The following is a 15,770-nucleotide window of genomic DNA, read 5'->3' as shown; positions in this document are numbered from 1 at the left end:
CCTCAATCCACTGCGCGCGGGAACAGGCCCCGCGGCTTGAGCAGCATCACGGCCAGAAAGGCGATGTGGCCCGCCAGGATCTGCCATTCCGGATTCACCGCCGCGCCGGCCGTCTGGGCCACGCCGATGATGATCCCGCCCGCAAGCGTTCCCCACAGGCTGCCGAGGCCGCCGATGATCACCGCCTCGAAGGCATAGATCAGCCGCGCCGGCCCGATCGAGGGATCGAAGTTCGCCCGCATGCCGAGATAGAGCGCCGCCAGCGTCACCACGACCATCGCGATCCCGGTGGCGATGGCGAACACCCGTTTCGGCTCGATCCCCATCAGGCCCGCCGTCACGGCGTCGTCCGAGGTGGCGCGGAAGGCGCGGCCGAGGGCGGTGTGATAGAAGAGCCCGTTCAAGGCCACGATGGCGCAGATCGCGGACGCAAAGGTCATCAGCGGCATCACGCCCACCGTGACCAGCCCGAGATCGAGCGAGGCCCCCTCCAGCGCGCCTGCCGGAATGCGCCGGCTGTCTGCGGAAAAGGCTTCGAGCAGCCCATTCTGCAGGGCAACCGACAGGCCGAACGTGACGAGAAGCGGCGGCAGGATATCCTTGCCAAGCACCCGGTTCAGCACGGCGGCCTGCAGCAGCCAGCCAAGCATGAACATCACCGGCATGGCGATGAGCGCGGCGACCCAGGGCGACAGGCCAAGCAGCGTGACGCCCATCAGCACCAGATAGGCGGCAAAGACGATAAGGTCGCCATGGGCGAGGTTCACCAGCCGCATGATGCCGAAGACCAGGCTCAGCCCCGCCGCGAACAGCGCATAGAGCCCGCCCAGCAGCATTCCCTGCACGAGGGTGTCCAGCCAGATCATCGCCGCGCCCCCGTCATCAGGCGGCGGGAAAATTGCGCGGGCATGCGGGACTGCCTCGTCATGCCGCCACCCCGAAATAGGCGGAATGGATTTCTTCGCGCGTGACATCGGCCGTCTTGGCGACCAACGTCACGCGGCCCTCCATCATGCAATAGACACGGTCGGCCACCGCCAGCGCCTTGCCGATGTCCTGCTCCACCAGCACCATCGCGGCGCCGCTTTCGCGGACCTTGGGAAGTGCTGCGTAGATGTCGCGGATGACGACGGGCGCGAGGCCGAGGCTGATCTCGTCGCACAGCAGCAATTCAGGATTGGACATCAGCGCCCGGCCGATCGCGACCATCTGCTGCTGGCCGCCCGAGAGCGCCGTGCCGGGGTTTTTGCGCCGCTCGCGCAGGATCGGGAAGAGGTCGTAGACCGCCTCCAGGCTCCACGGCCCCGGCGCCTTGCGCGCCTGCCCGCCGATCACCAGGTTTTCCTCGACGCTCAGCGAGGCAAAGAGCCGGCGCCCTTCCGGCACCATGGCGATGCCGCGCTTCATGATCTCGGCCGAGGACAGCGCGCCGATGGGCTCGCCCCGGTGCAGAACCATGGCGGCCTCGTTGCGGATCACGCCCGTGATCGAGCGCATCAGCGTGGACTTTCCCGCGCCGTTGGCGCCGATGATCGCCACGCACTCGCCCGCCGCCACGGAGATATCCAGGCCGAACAGCGCCCGGAACTGGCCGTAATTCGCGGTGAGGGCGCGCGTCTCCAGCAGCATCAGACCTCGAGCCCCAGATAGATTTCGCGAACCTGCTGCGAGACCATGATCGCGTCCGGCGCGCCGATCCCGATCACGCGCCCGAAATCCAGCACGAGAAGCCGCTCGACCACCGACGTCAAAGCATGCAGGACATGCTCGATCCAGATGATCGTGGTTCCCTTGGCGTGGATGGCCTTGATCGTCGCGACCAGCGCCTTGCATTCGCCCTCGGTCAGCCCGCCCGCGATCTCGTCCAGAAGCAGCAGCTCGGGTCCCGTCGCCAGGGCGCGGGCGAGCTCCAAGCGCTTGCGGTCGAGAAGGCTCAGCGATCCGGCCAGCACATTGGCCTTCCTGAGAAGTTCGGTCTCTTCGAGGATACGCGCGCAATCGTCGACCATCTCGGCCTCGCGGCCGCCCCGGCCGAACGCGGCTGCGGTCAAGAGGTTCTCGAACACGCTCAGCCCCTCGAAGGGCTGCGGGATCTGGAAGCTGCGGCCGACACCCATGCGCACCCGATCCATGGCCGGGGCGCGGGTTACGTCGCGGCCGAGGAGTTCGATGCGGCCCTCATTGGCGAGCAGATTGCCGGTGATCAGGTTGAAGAGCGTCGACTTCCCCGCCCCGTTCGGGCCGATGATGCCCAACGCCTCGCCGCGCCGCACCGAGACGGTTACGCCATCGGTAACCTTCAAGGCCCCGAAGGACTTCGAGACGTTTTCCAGCCTGAGTATCATCACTGTCATCCTCGGGTCGCGCCGAACGAGGGCGGCGGCATCCGCCGCTCTCGGCGGCGTCAGGCCAGGGCTTCCATCTTGCCCGCGGCGGGGATCTCCGGCGCGGTGGCGTTTTCGACGATCACCAGATCGAAGCCGCCGCTTGCCTTCTTGCGCCACTGGCCGCCGACGAGCGGCGTCTTGCAGACGTTCTTCGCGGCGAAAGGCGGCAGTCCTGCGCCGCTCCAGGCCACCTTGCCGACCACGGTCGTCATGTCGGTGGCCGCGATCGCCGCCGCGATCGCCTCGGCATTCGTCGGATCCGAAACGCGGCCCATGACATTGGCCGCCACCTCGAACAGCGAATGGACGAAGCCGATCGGCTGGGTCCACGGGCGCCCGGTCTTGGCGGTGAAATCCGCCGCCAGGTCCGCTGAACTCTGACCCGTCACCGACGACTTGAACGGATGCGAGGCCGACCACCACACCTCGGACGAGAGGTTGTGGCCGGCGTCGCCGAGCGTCTCGACCGATTGCGGGAAGAGGATCGCCTTGGCCACCGTCACCGCCTTGGGCTTGAAGCCTTGCTGGCGGGCCTGGTTCCAGAAAGTGGTGAAGTCGGGCGGAATGACCACGCCGGTGACGATCTCGGCATTCGCCGCCTTGAAGGCGTTGACCTGCGCGGTGAAATCGTCCGAGAGGTTCTGATAGCGGCCGGGATCGCTGAGGCTGAAGCCTGCGGCATCGAGGCCGGGCTTCAGCCCGTTCTTGGGGTCGCCCCAGGCATTGCCGTCGGCATCGTTGGGGAACAGCCCGCCCACCTTGCCGTTGGAGGAAAGCTGCTTCCACATGCCCGTGTAGACGGCGATGATGTCTTCGAGGCCCCAGAAATAATGATAGGCGAACTTGAAAGGCTTCCACGACGACGGATCGGCCGGATTGCCCTGTTGGCCAATGAACCAGGGCTGCCACGGCGCCATGGTCGAGATGACCGGCGCGCCCTCCGCCTCGCAGGTGGTGGCGACAGGGTTGGTGTTCTCGGGCGTCGAGCCGACCAGCATCAGGTTGATCTCGTCGTCGACGATCAGGCTCTTCGCCACCTCGGCGGCGCGATTGGGGTTCGACTGGCTGTCCTTGACGATGACGTCGAAATTCTTGCCCGCCTCGGATGCGAGGAAAGCCTTGATGTTGTACGCATCGCTTTCGGCGAAGCCGGCGAGCGGCCCCGTCTGCGGCGAAACATAGCCCAGGCGAATCTTGGCGCCCTGCGCGAGCGCCGGCGTCGCCAGCCGAGAACCGGCGAGCGCAAGACCTGTCGCCGCCGACGCTTTCAGTAAGCTCCGTCTTGTAATCATCTGCTCTTCCTCCCTCTTGCCTCTTGTCAGCCCCCTGGACGGCGTCCCTCAAACGCCGCCTGGAGGAGTTCCCTTATCGACCCCAAGTCGATTGGCCTCGGATTCGCATAGGCGTTCCTCACCGCGATCGCCGCCGCGCGGTCGAGATCGGCTTGCCTGATGCCGATCTCCTTCAGGCTCAGCGGAGAGCCGACGGAGCGTGCGAAATCCCAGAGCCCGCCGCCCGCCGAGCCACCACCGAAGGCTTCGGCCATCGGCCGCAGCAGATCTGGCACCGCCGCTTCGTTGAAGGCGGTCGTGTAGGGCAGCAGGATGGCGTGGGTTTCGGCATGCGGCGTGTCGAACGAGCCGCCGAAGACATGCGCCAGCTTGTGATGCAGCGCCATCGAGACATAGCCGAGCGCGGTCGAGCAGCACCAGGCCGCGTACAGCGCCTGCGTCCGCGCCGCGCGCTCCTGCGGATTGTCGATCAGCCGCGGAATGCCGTCCCGGAACGCAGCCATGGCATCCCTGCACATCAGCACGATCACCGGGTTGCGGTCGGGGGCGTAGAAGGCCTCCATGGCGTGGGCGATCGCATTCATCGCCGAAGTGACGGTGAGGCCAACCGGAAGGCTCAGTGTCAGATCGACGTCGTAGATCACCGTCTCGGGACGGATGTCCGGCGAGCGGCGCGTGGTCTTTTCGCCGGCCGCCGTCTCGCCGAGGATGTCGGTCATTTCCGAGCCGGCATAGGTGGTCGGGATCACCACCTGATCGGCGCCGGTGCGCACGGCGATGGCCTTGCCGAGCCCTGTGGTCGAGCCGCCGCCGAGGCTGACGACCACTGTGGCGCCGCTGGCGCGGAAGGCGTCGACGGCCTTTTCCGTGACCTCGACCGGGGTATGCATGACCGCGCCGGCAAAGACCCCGGCGGCGAGGCCGCCAAGGCTTTGAGCCAGCTTGTCCGCATCGGCCTTCTGATGTGGCGTCGACAGCACCAGCGCCTTGTCATGGCCGAGCCGCCGCACCTCCTCCTCGGCGCGGGCCATCGTGCCGGCACCGAAGATCACCCGCGTCGTGAGCCCGGGAAAGGTGAAACTGTCCATCATCGCGCCGCTCCCATGCGCGCACCCCGGCCGGCCTCCAGGTCGGCGATGATGGTGCCCAGCATTGCAATCTCGGCGTCCGAAACCTCATGGCTCCGGCCGGGAAACAGATCGGCCCGCAGGCTCGCACCACTGCGGCCCAGCGACTGCGCCGTATCGGCAAAGGCCGAGACCGGAATCCAGGGATCGGAATCGCTGCCGGAAAGATAGACCGGCACGCCGGCCGGCACGGCTTCGGAGCGCCCGTCCGCCGGCACACCGACGCGACAGCCCGTGAAGGCGGCAAGCGCGTCCGGCGGCGGCAGCCCGGCGCAGAGATATTCGATCGACAGGCATGCTCCTTGCGAGAAGCCCGCCAGAAGCAGCGGCAGTCCGGGCAATTCCGCCCGCGCCGCCACCACAGCGGCCGCCAAATGGTCGAGCGCGTCGGAAAGGTGCGCGCGGGCGACCGGCGTCAACGGGTCGACGGCGCGCGCCTCCCACCATACGCCGAGCGGCGCGCGCGGCAGGATGAATGCCACGGCCGGCGCGGAAAGCCGCGACAGCACATGCGACTGCATCTCCTCCGGCGATTGGCCGCGGCCGTGAACGAAGACGCAGATCGCCTTCGCTTGCGCGCCCTTTGGCCCGAGCCGGAGTGGACCGCTGCCTGAACTCACGCGAAATCCGCCTGTTCCAGACCGGCCTGCAATTCGCTCTCGCGGTCCTTGAACCATGGCGGGAAGACCAGCGTCTTGCCGATCTGGCCCGGGGGTTCGTCCTTGGCCCAGCCTTCCGGCGTGGTCCAGGCGAGTTCGAACAGCGCGCCGCCGGGCGAGCGGACATAGCACGACTTGAAGTAATTGCGGTCCTTCTGCTCCGAGATATCGGTGAAGCCGAGGCCCTCGATATGAGCGCGCAACTTCAACTGGTTCTCTTCGTCGCCCGTGTTGAGGGCGAGGTGGTGGATCGTCCCGCCCGCCAGCGTCCAGGTGCCTTGCGCGCTGTCGCGATCGACGATCACCTCGACCCGCTGATTGACGCCGGTCGCGTCCGGCACGCGGAACACCAGTCCCTCGTGATTGTCCGCCTCCTTCTCCAGCGGCAATGCGACGGTCAGGAAATCGTCCATCGCGGTGCGATCCATCACCGCCACGACGGCGCCGTAGATGCCCTTGATGCCGTGGGCCTTGCCGATGCCCTGCGCCTCGCTGGTGATGGGCGCGCGCGGATCGCTGTCGCTTTCCACCAGCTCATGCGAGATGCCGCAGGGATGCGCCAAAGCCACGCGGTCGGCGCCAAAGCGTGTGATCTTGGTGGCCTTGATGCCGCGCGCGTTCAGCCGGTCCACCCAGAAATCCGCCGCCCCCTTGGGGATGGATTGCATGATGGTGCGCGACTGGTTGGTGCCGCGGCGGCCATAGACGCCCGGCTTACGGAACGGGAAAGTGGTGATGATCGTCGAAGCATCGCCGTCGGGCGAGCCGTAATAGAGGTGATAGACCGGGATGACGCCGTCGAACAGCACGGTGCGCTTCACCGAATGCAGGCCGAGTGCCTTGGTATAGAAATCAAAATCTTCCTGAGCGCCATCAGTCGACAGCGTCAGATGGTGGTAGCCGCTGACACGGGCCATCGGTCATCTCCTCCCAGAGGTTTCGGTTTCGCCCGGCCGCTGCGGGCAGAGCACGAGATTGAGGTCGAGTGCGTGCTTCCGCTTTCCTCCATGGGGCGGCAGCGCGCGGAACTCGGCCATGAGTTCGGGTTTGACCCCGAAAATGGCATCCCGGCCGATCGCGGGGTCCGACCGGTCGAAGATGTGGGTCGTCAGCGTTTCGAAGCCCGGTGCCGAAACGCGAAAATGGATGTGTGCCGGCCGCTCGAGGCCAAGACCGAGCGCGGACATCAATTGACCGACAGGGCCGTCCGCCGGCAGCGTGTAGCCCTTCGGCTTGACCGTCATGAAGCGGAACCGCCCCTGCGGATCGGCACGGAAGCGTCCGCGCAGGTTGAATTCCGGTTGTCTGTCCGGTTCCTGGTTCTCGTACAGGCCCTCGGCATTGGCCTGCCAGATCTCGACCATAGCATCGCCGATCCCCGCGCCGCCGAGCGCCACGATCCGCCCTGTAACCTCCAGCGGCTCGCCCTTGTGGTCGCGCGAAATGTTCCCGCCGATCGGCATTTCCGGCACATCGGCCCGGTAGAAAGGTCCGGCCAGGGTGTTGGGGGTCGCCCCGGCGGGGCGCGGGCTGTTTTGATCCTCGATCAGCGAGGACACGCCCAGCACATCGGCGAACAGCACCCATTCCTGGCGCCGCGCATCGGCGTAATGGCCTACCTCGGTCAGGAAATCGATCGCCAGCCGGAATTCCTCGCCGGAAGGCCGCAACTCCACTATCAGCGCGTGCAACCCATCCACGGCCGCCTGCGCCGCCGCCGCCAGGCGGGACTGGCCCATCGCCGCCAGGCGCCGCGCGAATTCTTCGGCCTGCGTCGAGATCGCCTTGGGAAATTCATCCCTCTGGGGGTCGTGCTGGCCGTCCATTTCGCCGGGGCCTCCCTTCCCCTTGCCAAACGGGATAACACGGCCCGACGCGATGCTTGATGAGATGTCGCGCCCCTTGTATAGCATTTTGCTATGAAGCTGAATGAGCGCCACCTGATGCAGCTCGCCGCGGTGCTGGATGCAGGCGGCGTGTCGGAAGGAGCCGCCATGCTGGGCCTGACCCAGCCCGCGGTCAGCCGATCGCTGGCCATGCTGGAGGCGCGGGTCGGCGAGCCCCTCTTCCTCAAGGGCCGCCGGCCGCTGCAGCCGACACCGCTCGGTTTCCAGCTGGCGGCGCAAGGGCGCACGATCATCACGGCCTCGCGCAAGGCGTCGGATGCGGTGCAAGGCTTCATGAAAGGCACCAAGGGTGTTGTCCGCGTCGGCGGCGTGCCTTTCTTCATGGATGCCATGATCAGCCGGATGATCGGCGAATTCCAGAAGCTCGAGCCTGAGGTCACCGTCCAGCAAAGCTATATGAACCTGCCCGAGATGGTCGCGGCGCTGGAGAGCAACCAGATCGACCTCGGGATCGTGCCGATCGGCGTGCTCGACCTCGGACCCGGCTTCGAATTCACCGAGATCCTGCCCGGACGCAATGTCGTGGCTTGCCGGCCAGACCATCCGCTGCTGCGCAATCGCCGCCTCAGGGCGCATGACCTGACCAGCTTTCCCTGGGTGGCGCCCCTGCCCGGCTCTCCGCTGATGTCGGACCTGCAGATGATCCTGATGAGCATCGGCATGTCGGACCTCAACGTGCGCTATTCGGGCGGCTCGCTGATGAGCGTGATCAACTTCCTCGCCGAAACAGATGCACTGGCCGTGCTGCCATTTTCCGTGGTCTTCGCGCAGCGCAAGGAGAACCGGGTGACGGTGCTCCCCTATGAAATCCCGCAGCCTAGCCGCTCACTGGGCATCCTGCGCCGGGTTGGCGGGCCGCGCTCTCCGGCGGCGGAGCGCTTCGCCGGCCACGTCACGACCGCCTTCGAGAATCTGAAGCACATCATAAAACGGCACGAGAATGCCGTCATCTGGGGTCGCTAGAGCAATTCACCGTTTCACGGAAACGACGCCGCAAGCGGCCGTCTGGCCTGTTTTCCGAATACGCATATTCCCGAGACTCGCGATCGCGACGGGAACCGCTGTGAGCGGTTGCACTTCGGGTGACGGCGCGTTGGCATGGCGGGTCTGAGTCTTTAGACTTGTCATTTCGGCCAAGTTCAGTAATTGCGCCAGTTGACCGGCCAGCATCCGGAAGCACACAACGAAGGATTGAGGAACTTGGTCGAACTCAACACCAACATTGCGCATGCCGCGCGTGATCGGAAATCCCCGCGAGTCGTCGCAGTCCTTACAACACGCAACGAGGAACGGTTCGTCGCCGGATGTCTCGAGAATCTCTTTCGTCAAGGCGTACAGGTCTACATTTGCGACAATCAGTCGACGGACCGAACGCTGGAGATTGCCCAGCGCTACCGCGGGGCAGGGTTGATAGGATTCGAAAGCATCCCGCACAACGGCTGGTATTGCTGGGAACAGCTTCTTCGTCGCAAAGAGGAACTATTTCAGTCGCTCGAGGCTGACTGGTTCATGCATCTTGACGCTGACGAGATCCATCTTCCGCCGACTTCGTACTCATCGTTGGTCTCCGCCATTGCGGCAGCCGACGCACTTGGCTTCAATGCGATCGAGTCTTCCGAGTTCACGTTCATTCCCACCAGGGAAGCCCCCGACCACGACAATCCCAATTATCAAGACACGTTGCGCACCTACTACCCGTTCCGGCCGTTCTCCCCACACTGCGTCCGTGCGTACAAGAAACAGGACGGCCCCATGGAGATTGCGTGGTCAGGGGGCCATCGCGTGCGCTTCGGGGAGCCGGTGAGGCTCTCCCCCGAGCGTTTTCGCATGAAGCATTATCTGTTCCTGAGCGCGGAGCACGCCGCGCGCAAGTATGGTGGCCGCCGGTTCCTGAGCGAGGAGGTCAATGGTCGTGGTTGGCACGGATGGCGACCCCGCTTGCGACCAGGCGATATCCAACTGCCGGACACTACCCAGGTGCGCACCACCGCGACGGACGATGATCTGGACGAGGCCAATCCATGGTTGGCGCATTGGCTTGAGCGGTACACCTCGTGAGCGATGGACACCTCCCCCGCATCCTGGCGATCGCGGACCGACCCGGCTGGGCGATCGATAGAAAGACCCAGAATCTCCGGCGCGTGCTGGCAAGGAAGTTCGAGATCGTCGAACGATTTCAGCATGATGTGACTGAGTCCGACGTGAACGCCGCGGATGTCGTGCTCATCTTCTATTGGTTCCAGATCGCGAAGCTGCCTCTGCCGGAATCGGTCCTCGCCCGGCGCTCTGACAGGCTGCTCATCGGGATCTGCAGCCACAGGGAGATGGAGGGCGAATTCCGCGAGCCCGGGCTCGCTATCCTGCAGCGGTTGGCGCGCGCCGTCTTCGTCAACAATCGGCAGCTCGAGCGCGAATACGCTCCTCTACTGCGTATTCCGGTCCACTACACGCCCAATGGAGTCGACACGACATTCTTTTGCCCCCGGCCAGAGCCGCAACCCTATTCTGGCGAGCTCCGCGTCGGATGGGCGGGAAGTCTCGGCAACCATGGTCCGGCACATCGCGGCTTCCACGACGTCATCGAGCCCGCGGTCGCTGCCGTGCCGGGCGTGCGACTGCAGACTGCGATTCGGGAGCAGCACTGGCGCAACCATGACGAAATGCTCGACTTCTACCGGGATCTCGACGTTTATGTCTGCGCCAGTCGCAGCGAAGGCACACCCAATCCTTGCCTGGAGGCGGCGGCGTGCGGTGTCCCCGTGGTGACGACCCGTGTGGGAAACATGCCCGAGCTGATTCGGGATGGCGACAACGGGCTGTTCTTCGATGGAACCGCGGAAGGGCTTGCGAACAAGCTCGCCCTGTTGCGGGACACGCCATCGCTCCGGTCGCGGATGGCCGCCCGCATGATCGAGACGATCCGGGAGTGGGATTGGGGCGTGCAGGCGGAGAACTACGCGCACATGTTTACCTCGTTGCTCACCGCAGCGGAGCGGTCGGGCCGATGAGACGTGCGGCTTCAGACGTGCCCGGCCAAACCTGATCTTTGGCGGCCGAATTCGATGCCGAAACACGTCGCGCAATGCTCCAGCAAAACGAAATAAATGCCGTATGACCTGTGGCACCGGCAGCCTCTGCTGTCGGTGGATTTCGAGCGCCTCTGCTGCGAAGATCGACAGGATGGCGAGCAGCTTCGGGTATTTTGAGCCTGCGGCGTGCGCCCCCTTGGCCGGCGGTCGATCCAGGGTCATTGTGTGGCGGGTAAGCTTTCACTAGTCTTTCGGCTGGGTCGAGGATAGCACGCATGACGCCGAAACTGAACCGCTGGAAGCGCTTCGCCGACTGGGACGAGCGGCCGTTGCGGCTGGACAAGTTTGCGGCGGAAGACCCCGCCAACGGCTTCTCCGCTTTCTCCAGTCCGGCCGATCCCCAACCCGGCATCGGCATCAGGGACGGGCGCGTCGTATCCCTCGATGGGGTGCTCGAACACGACTACGACATGATCGACCGCTTCATCGCCCGCCATCACATCGATCCGGAGGTGGCACCGGAAGCGATGGCGCTGGATTCGGCGACCGTCGCACGCTGGCTGGTCGACATGAACGTGCCGCGCGAGACGCTGGTGCGGCTCGCCCATGGCATGACACCCGCCAAACTCGCCGAAGTGGTGTCTCAGCTCAACGCGCTGGAGATCGCCTTCGCCTACTCGAAGATGCGAGCCCGCAAGACGCCGGGCAACCAGGCGCACGTCACCAACGCCAAGGACGATCCGCTGCAGCTCGCCGCCGATGCCGCGACCGCCGTCGCCTTCGGCTTCGACGAGATCGAGACAACGATGCGCGTGTCGCGCAACGCCTGGTCCAACGCAGTGGCATGCGCGGTAGGCGGCGCGGTCGGCCGCTGGGGAACGCTGTTCCAATGCTCCAGCGAGGAAGCCGAAGAGCTGCGCATCGCCATGGCCGGCTTTACCTCCTACGCCGAAACCGTTTCCGTCTACGGCACTGAAAAGTCGTTCACCGATGGCGACGACACGCCGTGGTCCAAGGCATTCCTGGCCGCCGCCTACGCCTCGCGTGGCGTCAAGATGCGCTGTACGTCGGGTGCCGGCTCCGAGTTGCTGATGGGCTTCCACGAAGCCAAATCGCTGCTCTACCTGGAAGCGCGCTGCCTCTGCCTGCAGCGCGGCATGGGTGTGCAAGGCACGCAAAATGGCGGTATCGACGGAGCGCCCTTGACCGCCACCATACCCGGCGGCGTTCGCGAACTGATGGCCGAGAACCTCATCGCCGTCTGGCTCGATCTCGAATGCGCCTCGGGCAATGACGCGCGCTCGACCGAATCGGAAATTCGCGTCGGCGCCAAGATCCTTCCCTACCTGATTGCCGGCTCGGATCTGATCTGCTCCGGCATGGGATCGATCCTGAAATACGACAATTCGTTCAACCCGTCGCTGATCAACGGCGAGGAACTGGAAGATTATCTTGTGCTGCAGCGCGATTTCGAGGCCGATGGCGGATTGACGCCGCTGCCCGAGTCGCGCGCGATCGAGCTGCGCGAGAGGGCGGTGGAAGCGATCGCCGCCGTGTTCGAGGAACTCGACCTTTCCTCACCGACCGAGGACATGAAGAGCAGCGTGGTCTACGCTTCCGGTTCCGACGATACGCGCAGCCTGATGCCGCGCGACGTCAGCTTTATCAGCGAAGCCATCAAGGAGCGCGGCATCACCGTGATCGACGTGGTCAAAGCGCTGGCCAAGCGTGGGTTCCGCGAAGAGGCGGAGAACCTCCTCGACGTGGTCAAGCTGCGCCTTTCCGGTGACTATCTCCAGACATCGGCGATGATCCGCAATGGGCGGATCGTCAGTGCGGTCAACGATCCAAACGACTATCTCGGCCCCGGTTCCGGCTACCGCGTGTCTGAAGAACGGCGCCTGCAGCTCAATGACATCCGCGATGTGCTGGACCAGAAGGAGGTGCTGCGCTCGGAAGCCCTGCACGAGAAGGACGAGGCAAGGCACATCCGCTATCGCAACCTTGGGCCGGCGGCCAATGGATCGGCGAAGGACGATGTGGTCATCGGCATCAGCCCGGCCTTCGGGCTGAAGCTTTACCGGACGACGGCCGGACATCGGCTCTCCGAAGTGCTCGGCGCCATGCTGGATGCGATCCAGGCACGCGGGCTCAAGGCGCGCGTCGTCCGCTTTCGCCATACGGCCGATACCTCCTTCCTCGGCCTGTCCGCCGCCCGGATGGCCGGCAGCGGCATCGGCATCGGCATCCAGGCCAAGGGCACGGCCGTCATCCACCAGCGCGATCGCCAGCCGCACAACAATCTGGAACTGTTTTCCAATGCGCCGATCACCAGGCTCGAGCACTATCGCGCGCTGGGTGCCAATGCGGCGGCCTATGCGCTGGGCGAAATGCCGGAGCCCATCGTGGTGCCGCAGCGGGGCGAGGCCATGGGGTCTCGCTACCACGCCCGCGTCGCCCTCATCTACGCCATCGAAACCGGGCTGACCGAGGCCGGCGCGGCTCCCGAAGAGGTCGACGTCACCCTGACGGGGGTGAAATCGTGACCCACACGCGCGCCGACTATCCGCTCGCCGAAACACAGCCCGGCGCCGTGACGGGCAAGCGCGGCAAATCGCTTGCCGAGATAACGCTGGATTCGGTGCTCGCGGGCGACGTGACGATGGAAGACCTTCGCATCACCCCGCAAGCGCTGCAGGCACAGGCCGATGTGGCGCGCGATGTCGGACGGCCGACACTGGCCCTCAACTTCGAGCGTGGGGCGGAGCTTGTCGAGGTGCCGCAGGATTTCATCATGCAGGTCTATGAACTGCTGCGCCCCGGCCGCGCCAAAGCCAAGGAAGAATTGCTCCAGGCCGCTGCCACGATGCGCGATACCTACCAGGCCGAACGCATCGCCCGTTTCATCGAGGAAGCCGCCGAGACCTACGCGGCGCGAGGCCTCTTCACGTTCCGCTTCTGAAAGGACCGCATGAGCTGGAAAACCGGATTCCGTTCGCTCTACTATCTCGGCGCGCCCGAGCCGGATGATCCGATGCTGGTGCCGGCGCAAACCGCCATCCTGGTCATCGACGTTCAGAACACCTACCTGGAACGGCCGGATCGCGCATCGCTTTCGCAGCAGGAACAGCATCGCTACGATCTGTGGACGCCGTTCCACGAGCGTATGCACGGCACGGTCATACCGAACACGGGACGACTGCTGGCGCTGGCACGGCAAAACGGCATCGAATGCCTTTTTGCCCGCATCGCCTGCCACACCAAGGACGGGCGTGATCGCTCGCTCTCTCAGAAAATGCCGGGCTGGAACAATTTGCTGCTGCCGAAGAACGACGCACCGTCGCAGCTGGTTGCCGAGCTTCAGCCGGCCGGCGACGAGATCGTGGTGACCAAGACCACCGATTCCGCGCTGACGGGAACGAATCTGCGCCTGATCCTTCACAATCTCGGCATCCGGAATGTCATCTGCTGCGGTATCTTCACGGACCAATGCGTGTCCTCGACGGTGCGCAGCCTGGCGGATGAGAGCTATGCCGTCATCGTGATCGAGGATTGCTGCGCGGCGGCGACCGAGGAGCTTCACCGCAAGGAGCTCGAAATCATCAACATGATCTATTGCCACGTGATGTCGAGCGGCGAGCTATGCAAAATCATGGCCTTGGCAAAGTGACGCTGCGTCCGTACTGTCATGGCGGCACGAGCAGGCTGGGACACATCGGCCGCCCTGTGCGGGGAACTGCATACAGCTGTCACGAATGGAGAGGGCTTCATGGCCATAGAAACTGCACGCGGGACGATCGACGTCTCGAAGAGTAACAGCATCAACCTTTTGCACTCGAAGGCCGTTGGGCTCGCCGGAGTGCTCTTCCTGGCCGTCACCGGCGCGGCGCCAATGTCGGCGATGCTGGGCAATGTCCCGTTCGCGGCGGGCTACGGCATCGGCAAATATACCCCTGCCGCCTTCCTGATGGCGACGATCGTGCTGACCATCTTCTCGGTCGGCTATGCCGCGATGGCATCGCGCGTATCGTCGGTCGGCGGCTTCTACTCCTTCATCAGCCAGGGGCTCGGCCGCGAGGTCGGCATGTCGGCGGGCATCGGCTCGCTCGCCTGCTACTCGCTGTTCGAGGCTTCCCTCACCGGGCTGTTCGCCTTTTTCGGCAATCTGTGGCTTTCGCAGCATTTCGGCATCAACGTGCCGTGGATCGTGCTCGCGCTCGCCATGATCGTGGTCATCGCGGCCCTCGCCTACCGCGATGTGAAAGTGTCGGCACGGCTGCTCGGCATAGCCCTCATTCTGGAAGTGATCATGCTGGTGATCTTTTCGCTGGGCGTGATCTTTGCCCATGGCGGGACGAATTTTTCCGGCGATTCGCTCAATGTGTTCAAGGTGTTCACGCCTGTCGCCGAGCAGACAGTCGGAACCGTGGCCATACCGGCGGGCGCGGCGGCGGTCGGCATCTTCATGGCGTTCTGGTCGTGGGTCGGCTTCGAGATGGCGCCGAACTATGCCGAGGAATCCCGCGATCCGAAGCGCATCATTCCGCAATCGCTGCTGATTTCGGTCATCGGCCTTGGCCTGTTCTACACCTTCGTCAGCTGGTGCGCGGTGGCGGCCTATCCGACCGAGGCCGACATGGTAGCCAAGGCCTTCTCCGACGGCGTGAACTTCTTCCTGACACCCATTCAGAGTTTTGTCGGTGGCTGGGGCTACCAGTTGATGTCGCTGCTCATCCTGACCAGTTCCTTCGCCTGCGGCATGGCTTTCCACAACACCGCTTCCCGCTATCTGTATTCGCTGGCGCGCGAAGGCGTCCTGCCGCAGGCGATCGCCGAGACGCATGACCACCACAAGAGCCCGCACAAGGCCTCGGCGCTGCAGTCGGTGCTGGCGGCGGTATGGGTGCTGCTCTACGGTCTGGCCTACGGCTTCGACGATCCGTCGGGACAGGCCTGGCTTGGCGTCTATACGCTGTTTGCCGTGCTTGGCACCGGACTGCTTTTGGTGCTGCAGGCGGTTGTCTCGCTGGCCATCTACATGTGGTTCAAGAAGAACGGCGGCGGCAGCATGCTGACGACTGTCATCGCGCCGTTGATCTCGCTCGTTGTGCAGTTGGTGCTCGTCTACACGCTGGTCGCCAATCTGGCGACTCTGGGCGGCACCAATGGCTTTGCCAGGAGCATCCCCTATGTCGGGCTTGCGATCCTTATCGTCGGCCTGATCTGGGGCTTCGTGCTGAAGTCGGCCAACCCCAAGGCGTATGAGAACATCGGTCACATGGTGAACGAGGGCTAGGGCATTCCTCGCCCTGGATTTCCAGCGTCAACGGGGACGGAGCATCACTCTGTCCCCGTCTCATTTTGGAGGT

Annotated in this window: 15 protein-coding genes; 7 read left to right on the top strand and 8 right to left on the bottom strand. The window is 64.6% G+C overall.

The genetic code is table 11. From position 1 onward, the window contains the following. Nucleotides 1–2: 2 nt before the first annotated feature. The 8 genes from CK226_RS24875 to CK226_RS24840 are packed head-to-tail and all read right to left on the bottom strand — an operon-like array spanning nt 3 to nt 7,291. Entirely contained in the window at nt 3–866 is an 864-nt protein-coding gene (locus tag CK226_RS24875) for a branched-chain amino acid ABC transporter permease (protein WP_095774995.1), read from the bottom strand. A gap of 58 nt (nt 867–924) precedes the next feature. After that, nucleotides 925–1,632 carry an ABC transporter ATP-binding protein gene (locus CK226_RS24870; RefSeq protein ID WP_179301126.1) on the bottom strand — a complete coding sequence of 236 codons (708 nt, stop codon included), beginning with the start codon at nt 1,630–1,632 and terminating at the stop codon, nt 925–927. After that, the gene (locus CK226_RS24865) at nt 1,629–2,348 is read right to left on the bottom strand and encodes an ABC transporter ATP-binding protein (protein ID WP_210202257.1); all 720 of its coding nucleotides are present in this window, start codon (nt 2,346–2,348) and stop codon (nt 1,629–1,631) included. The genes CK226_RS24870 and CK226_RS24865 overlap by 4 nt, the downstream gene beginning before the upstream one ends. Nucleotides 2,349–2,404: 56 nt before the next feature. Then, on the bottom strand, nt 2,405–3,679 hold the full coding sequence (locus CK226_RS24860) for an ABC transporter substrate-binding protein (protein ID WP_095793346.1): 1,275 nt from the start codon (nt 3,677–3,679) through the stop codon (nt 2,405–2,407). A 26-nt stretch (nt 3,680–3,705) separates the two neighbouring features. Beyond that, entirely contained in the window at nt 3,706–4,767 is a 1,062-nt protein-coding gene (locus CK226_RS24855) for a maleylacetate reductase (RefSeq protein ID WP_245437836.1), read from the bottom strand. Further along, entirely contained in the window at nt 4,767–5,426 is a 660-nt protein-coding gene (locus CK226_RS24850; RefSeq protein WP_095793344.1) for a phospholipase, read from the bottom strand. The genes CK226_RS24855 and CK226_RS24850 overlap by 1 nt, the downstream gene beginning before the upstream one ends. Then, nucleotides 5,423–6,382, bottom strand: a complete 960-nt coding sequence (locus CK226_RS24845; RefSeq protein ID WP_095793343.1) for a VOC family protein — start codon at nt 6,380–6,382, stop codon at nt 5,423–5,425. Before CK226_RS24845 ends, CK226_RS24850 begins: the two co-directional genes overlap by 4 nt. A 3-nt stretch (nt 6,383–6,385) precedes the next feature. Continuing rightward, on the bottom strand, nt 6,386–7,291 hold the full coding sequence (locus tag CK226_RS24840; protein ID WP_095775001.1) for a dioxygenase: 906 nt from the start codon (nt 7,289–7,291) through the stop codon (nt 6,386–6,388). 93 nt (nt 7,292–7,384) lie between these two features. Between CK226_RS24840 and CK226_RS24835 the strand changes: the two genes are divergently transcribed. The 7 genes from CK226_RS24835 (at nt 7,385) to CK226_RS24805 (ending at nt 15,697) form a co-directional block, all read left to right on the top strand. Beyond that, nucleotides 7,385–8,335: a LysR family transcriptional regulator gene (locus CK226_RS24835; protein ID WP_019859771.1), complete on the top strand. Its 951-nt coding sequence runs from the start codon at nt 7,385–7,387 to the stop codon at nt 8,333–8,335. A gap of 183 nt (nt 8,336–8,518) precedes the next feature. Continuing rightward, entirely contained in the window at nt 8,519–9,430 is a 912-nt protein-coding gene (locus CK226_RS24830; protein ID WP_245437834.1) for a glycosyltransferase family 2 protein, read from the top strand. Continuing rightward, nucleotides 9,427–10,380 carry a glycosyltransferase family 4 protein gene (locus tag CK226_RS24825; protein ID WP_095789845.1) on the top strand — a complete coding sequence of 318 codons (954 nt, stop codon included), beginning with the start codon at nt 9,427–9,429 and terminating at the stop codon, nt 10,378–10,380. Before CK226_RS24830 ends, CK226_RS24825 begins: the two co-directional genes overlap by 4 nt. A gap of 296 nt (nt 10,381–10,676) precedes the next feature. After that, entirely contained in the window at nt 10,677–12,947 is a 2,271-nt protein-coding gene (locus CK226_RS24820; RefSeq protein ID WP_095793342.1) for a propanediol/glycerol family dehydratase large subunit, read from the top strand. Further along, nucleotides 12,944–13,363, top strand: a complete 420-nt coding sequence (locus CK226_RS24815) for a diol dehydratase small subunit (RefSeq protein WP_095789843.1) — start codon at nt 12,944–12,946, stop codon at nt 13,361–13,363. Before CK226_RS24820 ends, CK226_RS24815 begins: the two co-directional genes overlap by 4 nt. A 9-nt stretch (nt 13,364–13,372) precedes the next feature. Further along, nucleotides 13,373–14,071, top strand: coding sequence for a cysteine hydrolase family protein (locus CK226_RS24810; RefSeq protein ID WP_095793341.1), 699 nt, complete (start codon nt 13,373–13,375; stop codon nt 14,069–14,071). A 99-nt stretch (nt 14,072–14,170) separates the two neighbouring features. After that, complete coding sequence (locus tag CK226_RS24805; RefSeq protein ID WP_095793340.1) at nt 14,171–15,697, top strand: APC family permease; 1,527 nt, start codon at nt 14,171–14,173, stop codon at nt 15,695–15,697. Nucleotides 15,698–15,770 lie beyond the last annotated feature (73 nt).

Origin of the sequence: Mesorhizobium sp. WSM4311 (assembly GCF_002295115.1) — a bacterium.
Lineage (GTDB): Bacteria > Pseudomonadota > Alphaproteobacteria > Rhizobiales > Rhizobiaceae > Mesorhizobium.
Note: the sequence above shows the minus strand (reverse complement) of the source record. Positions and strands in the feature narration are given on the sequence as shown.

Coding starts and splice junctions, on each gene's coding strand:
- CK226_RS24840 (WP_095775001.1), bottom strand. CDS start 7,291: ATGGACGGCCAGCACGACCCCCAGAGGGATGAATTTCCCAAGGCGATC.
- CK226_RS24835 (WP_019859771.1), top strand. CDS start 7,385: ATGAAGCTGAATGAGCGCCACCTGATGCAGCTCGCCGCGGTGCTGGAT.
- CK226_RS24845 (WP_095793343.1), bottom strand. CDS start 6,382: ATGGCCCGTGTCAGCGGCTACCACCATCTGACGCTGTCGACTGATGGC.
- CK226_RS24875 (WP_095774995.1), bottom strand. CDS start 866: ATGATCTGGCTGGACACCCTCGTGCAGGGAATGCTGCTGGGCGGGCTC.
- CK226_RS24805 (WP_095793340.1), top strand. CDS start 14,171: ATGGCCATAGAAACTGCACGCGGGACGATCGACGTCTCGAAGAGTAAC.
- CK226_RS24820 (WP_095793342.1), top strand. CDS start 10,677: ATGACGCCGAAACTGAACCGCTGGAAGCGCTTCGCCGACTGGGACGAG.
- CK226_RS24860 (WP_095793346.1), bottom strand. CDS start 3,679: ATGATTACAAGACGGAGCTTACTGAAAGCGTCGGCGGCGACAGGTCTT.
- CK226_RS24810 (WP_095793341.1), top strand. CDS start 13,373: ATGAGCTGGAAAACCGGATTCCGTTCGCTCTACTATCTCGGCGCGCCC.
- CK226_RS24855 (WP_245437836.1), bottom strand. CDS start 4,767: ATGGACAGTTTCACCTTTCCCGGGCTCACGACGCGGGTGATCTTCGGT.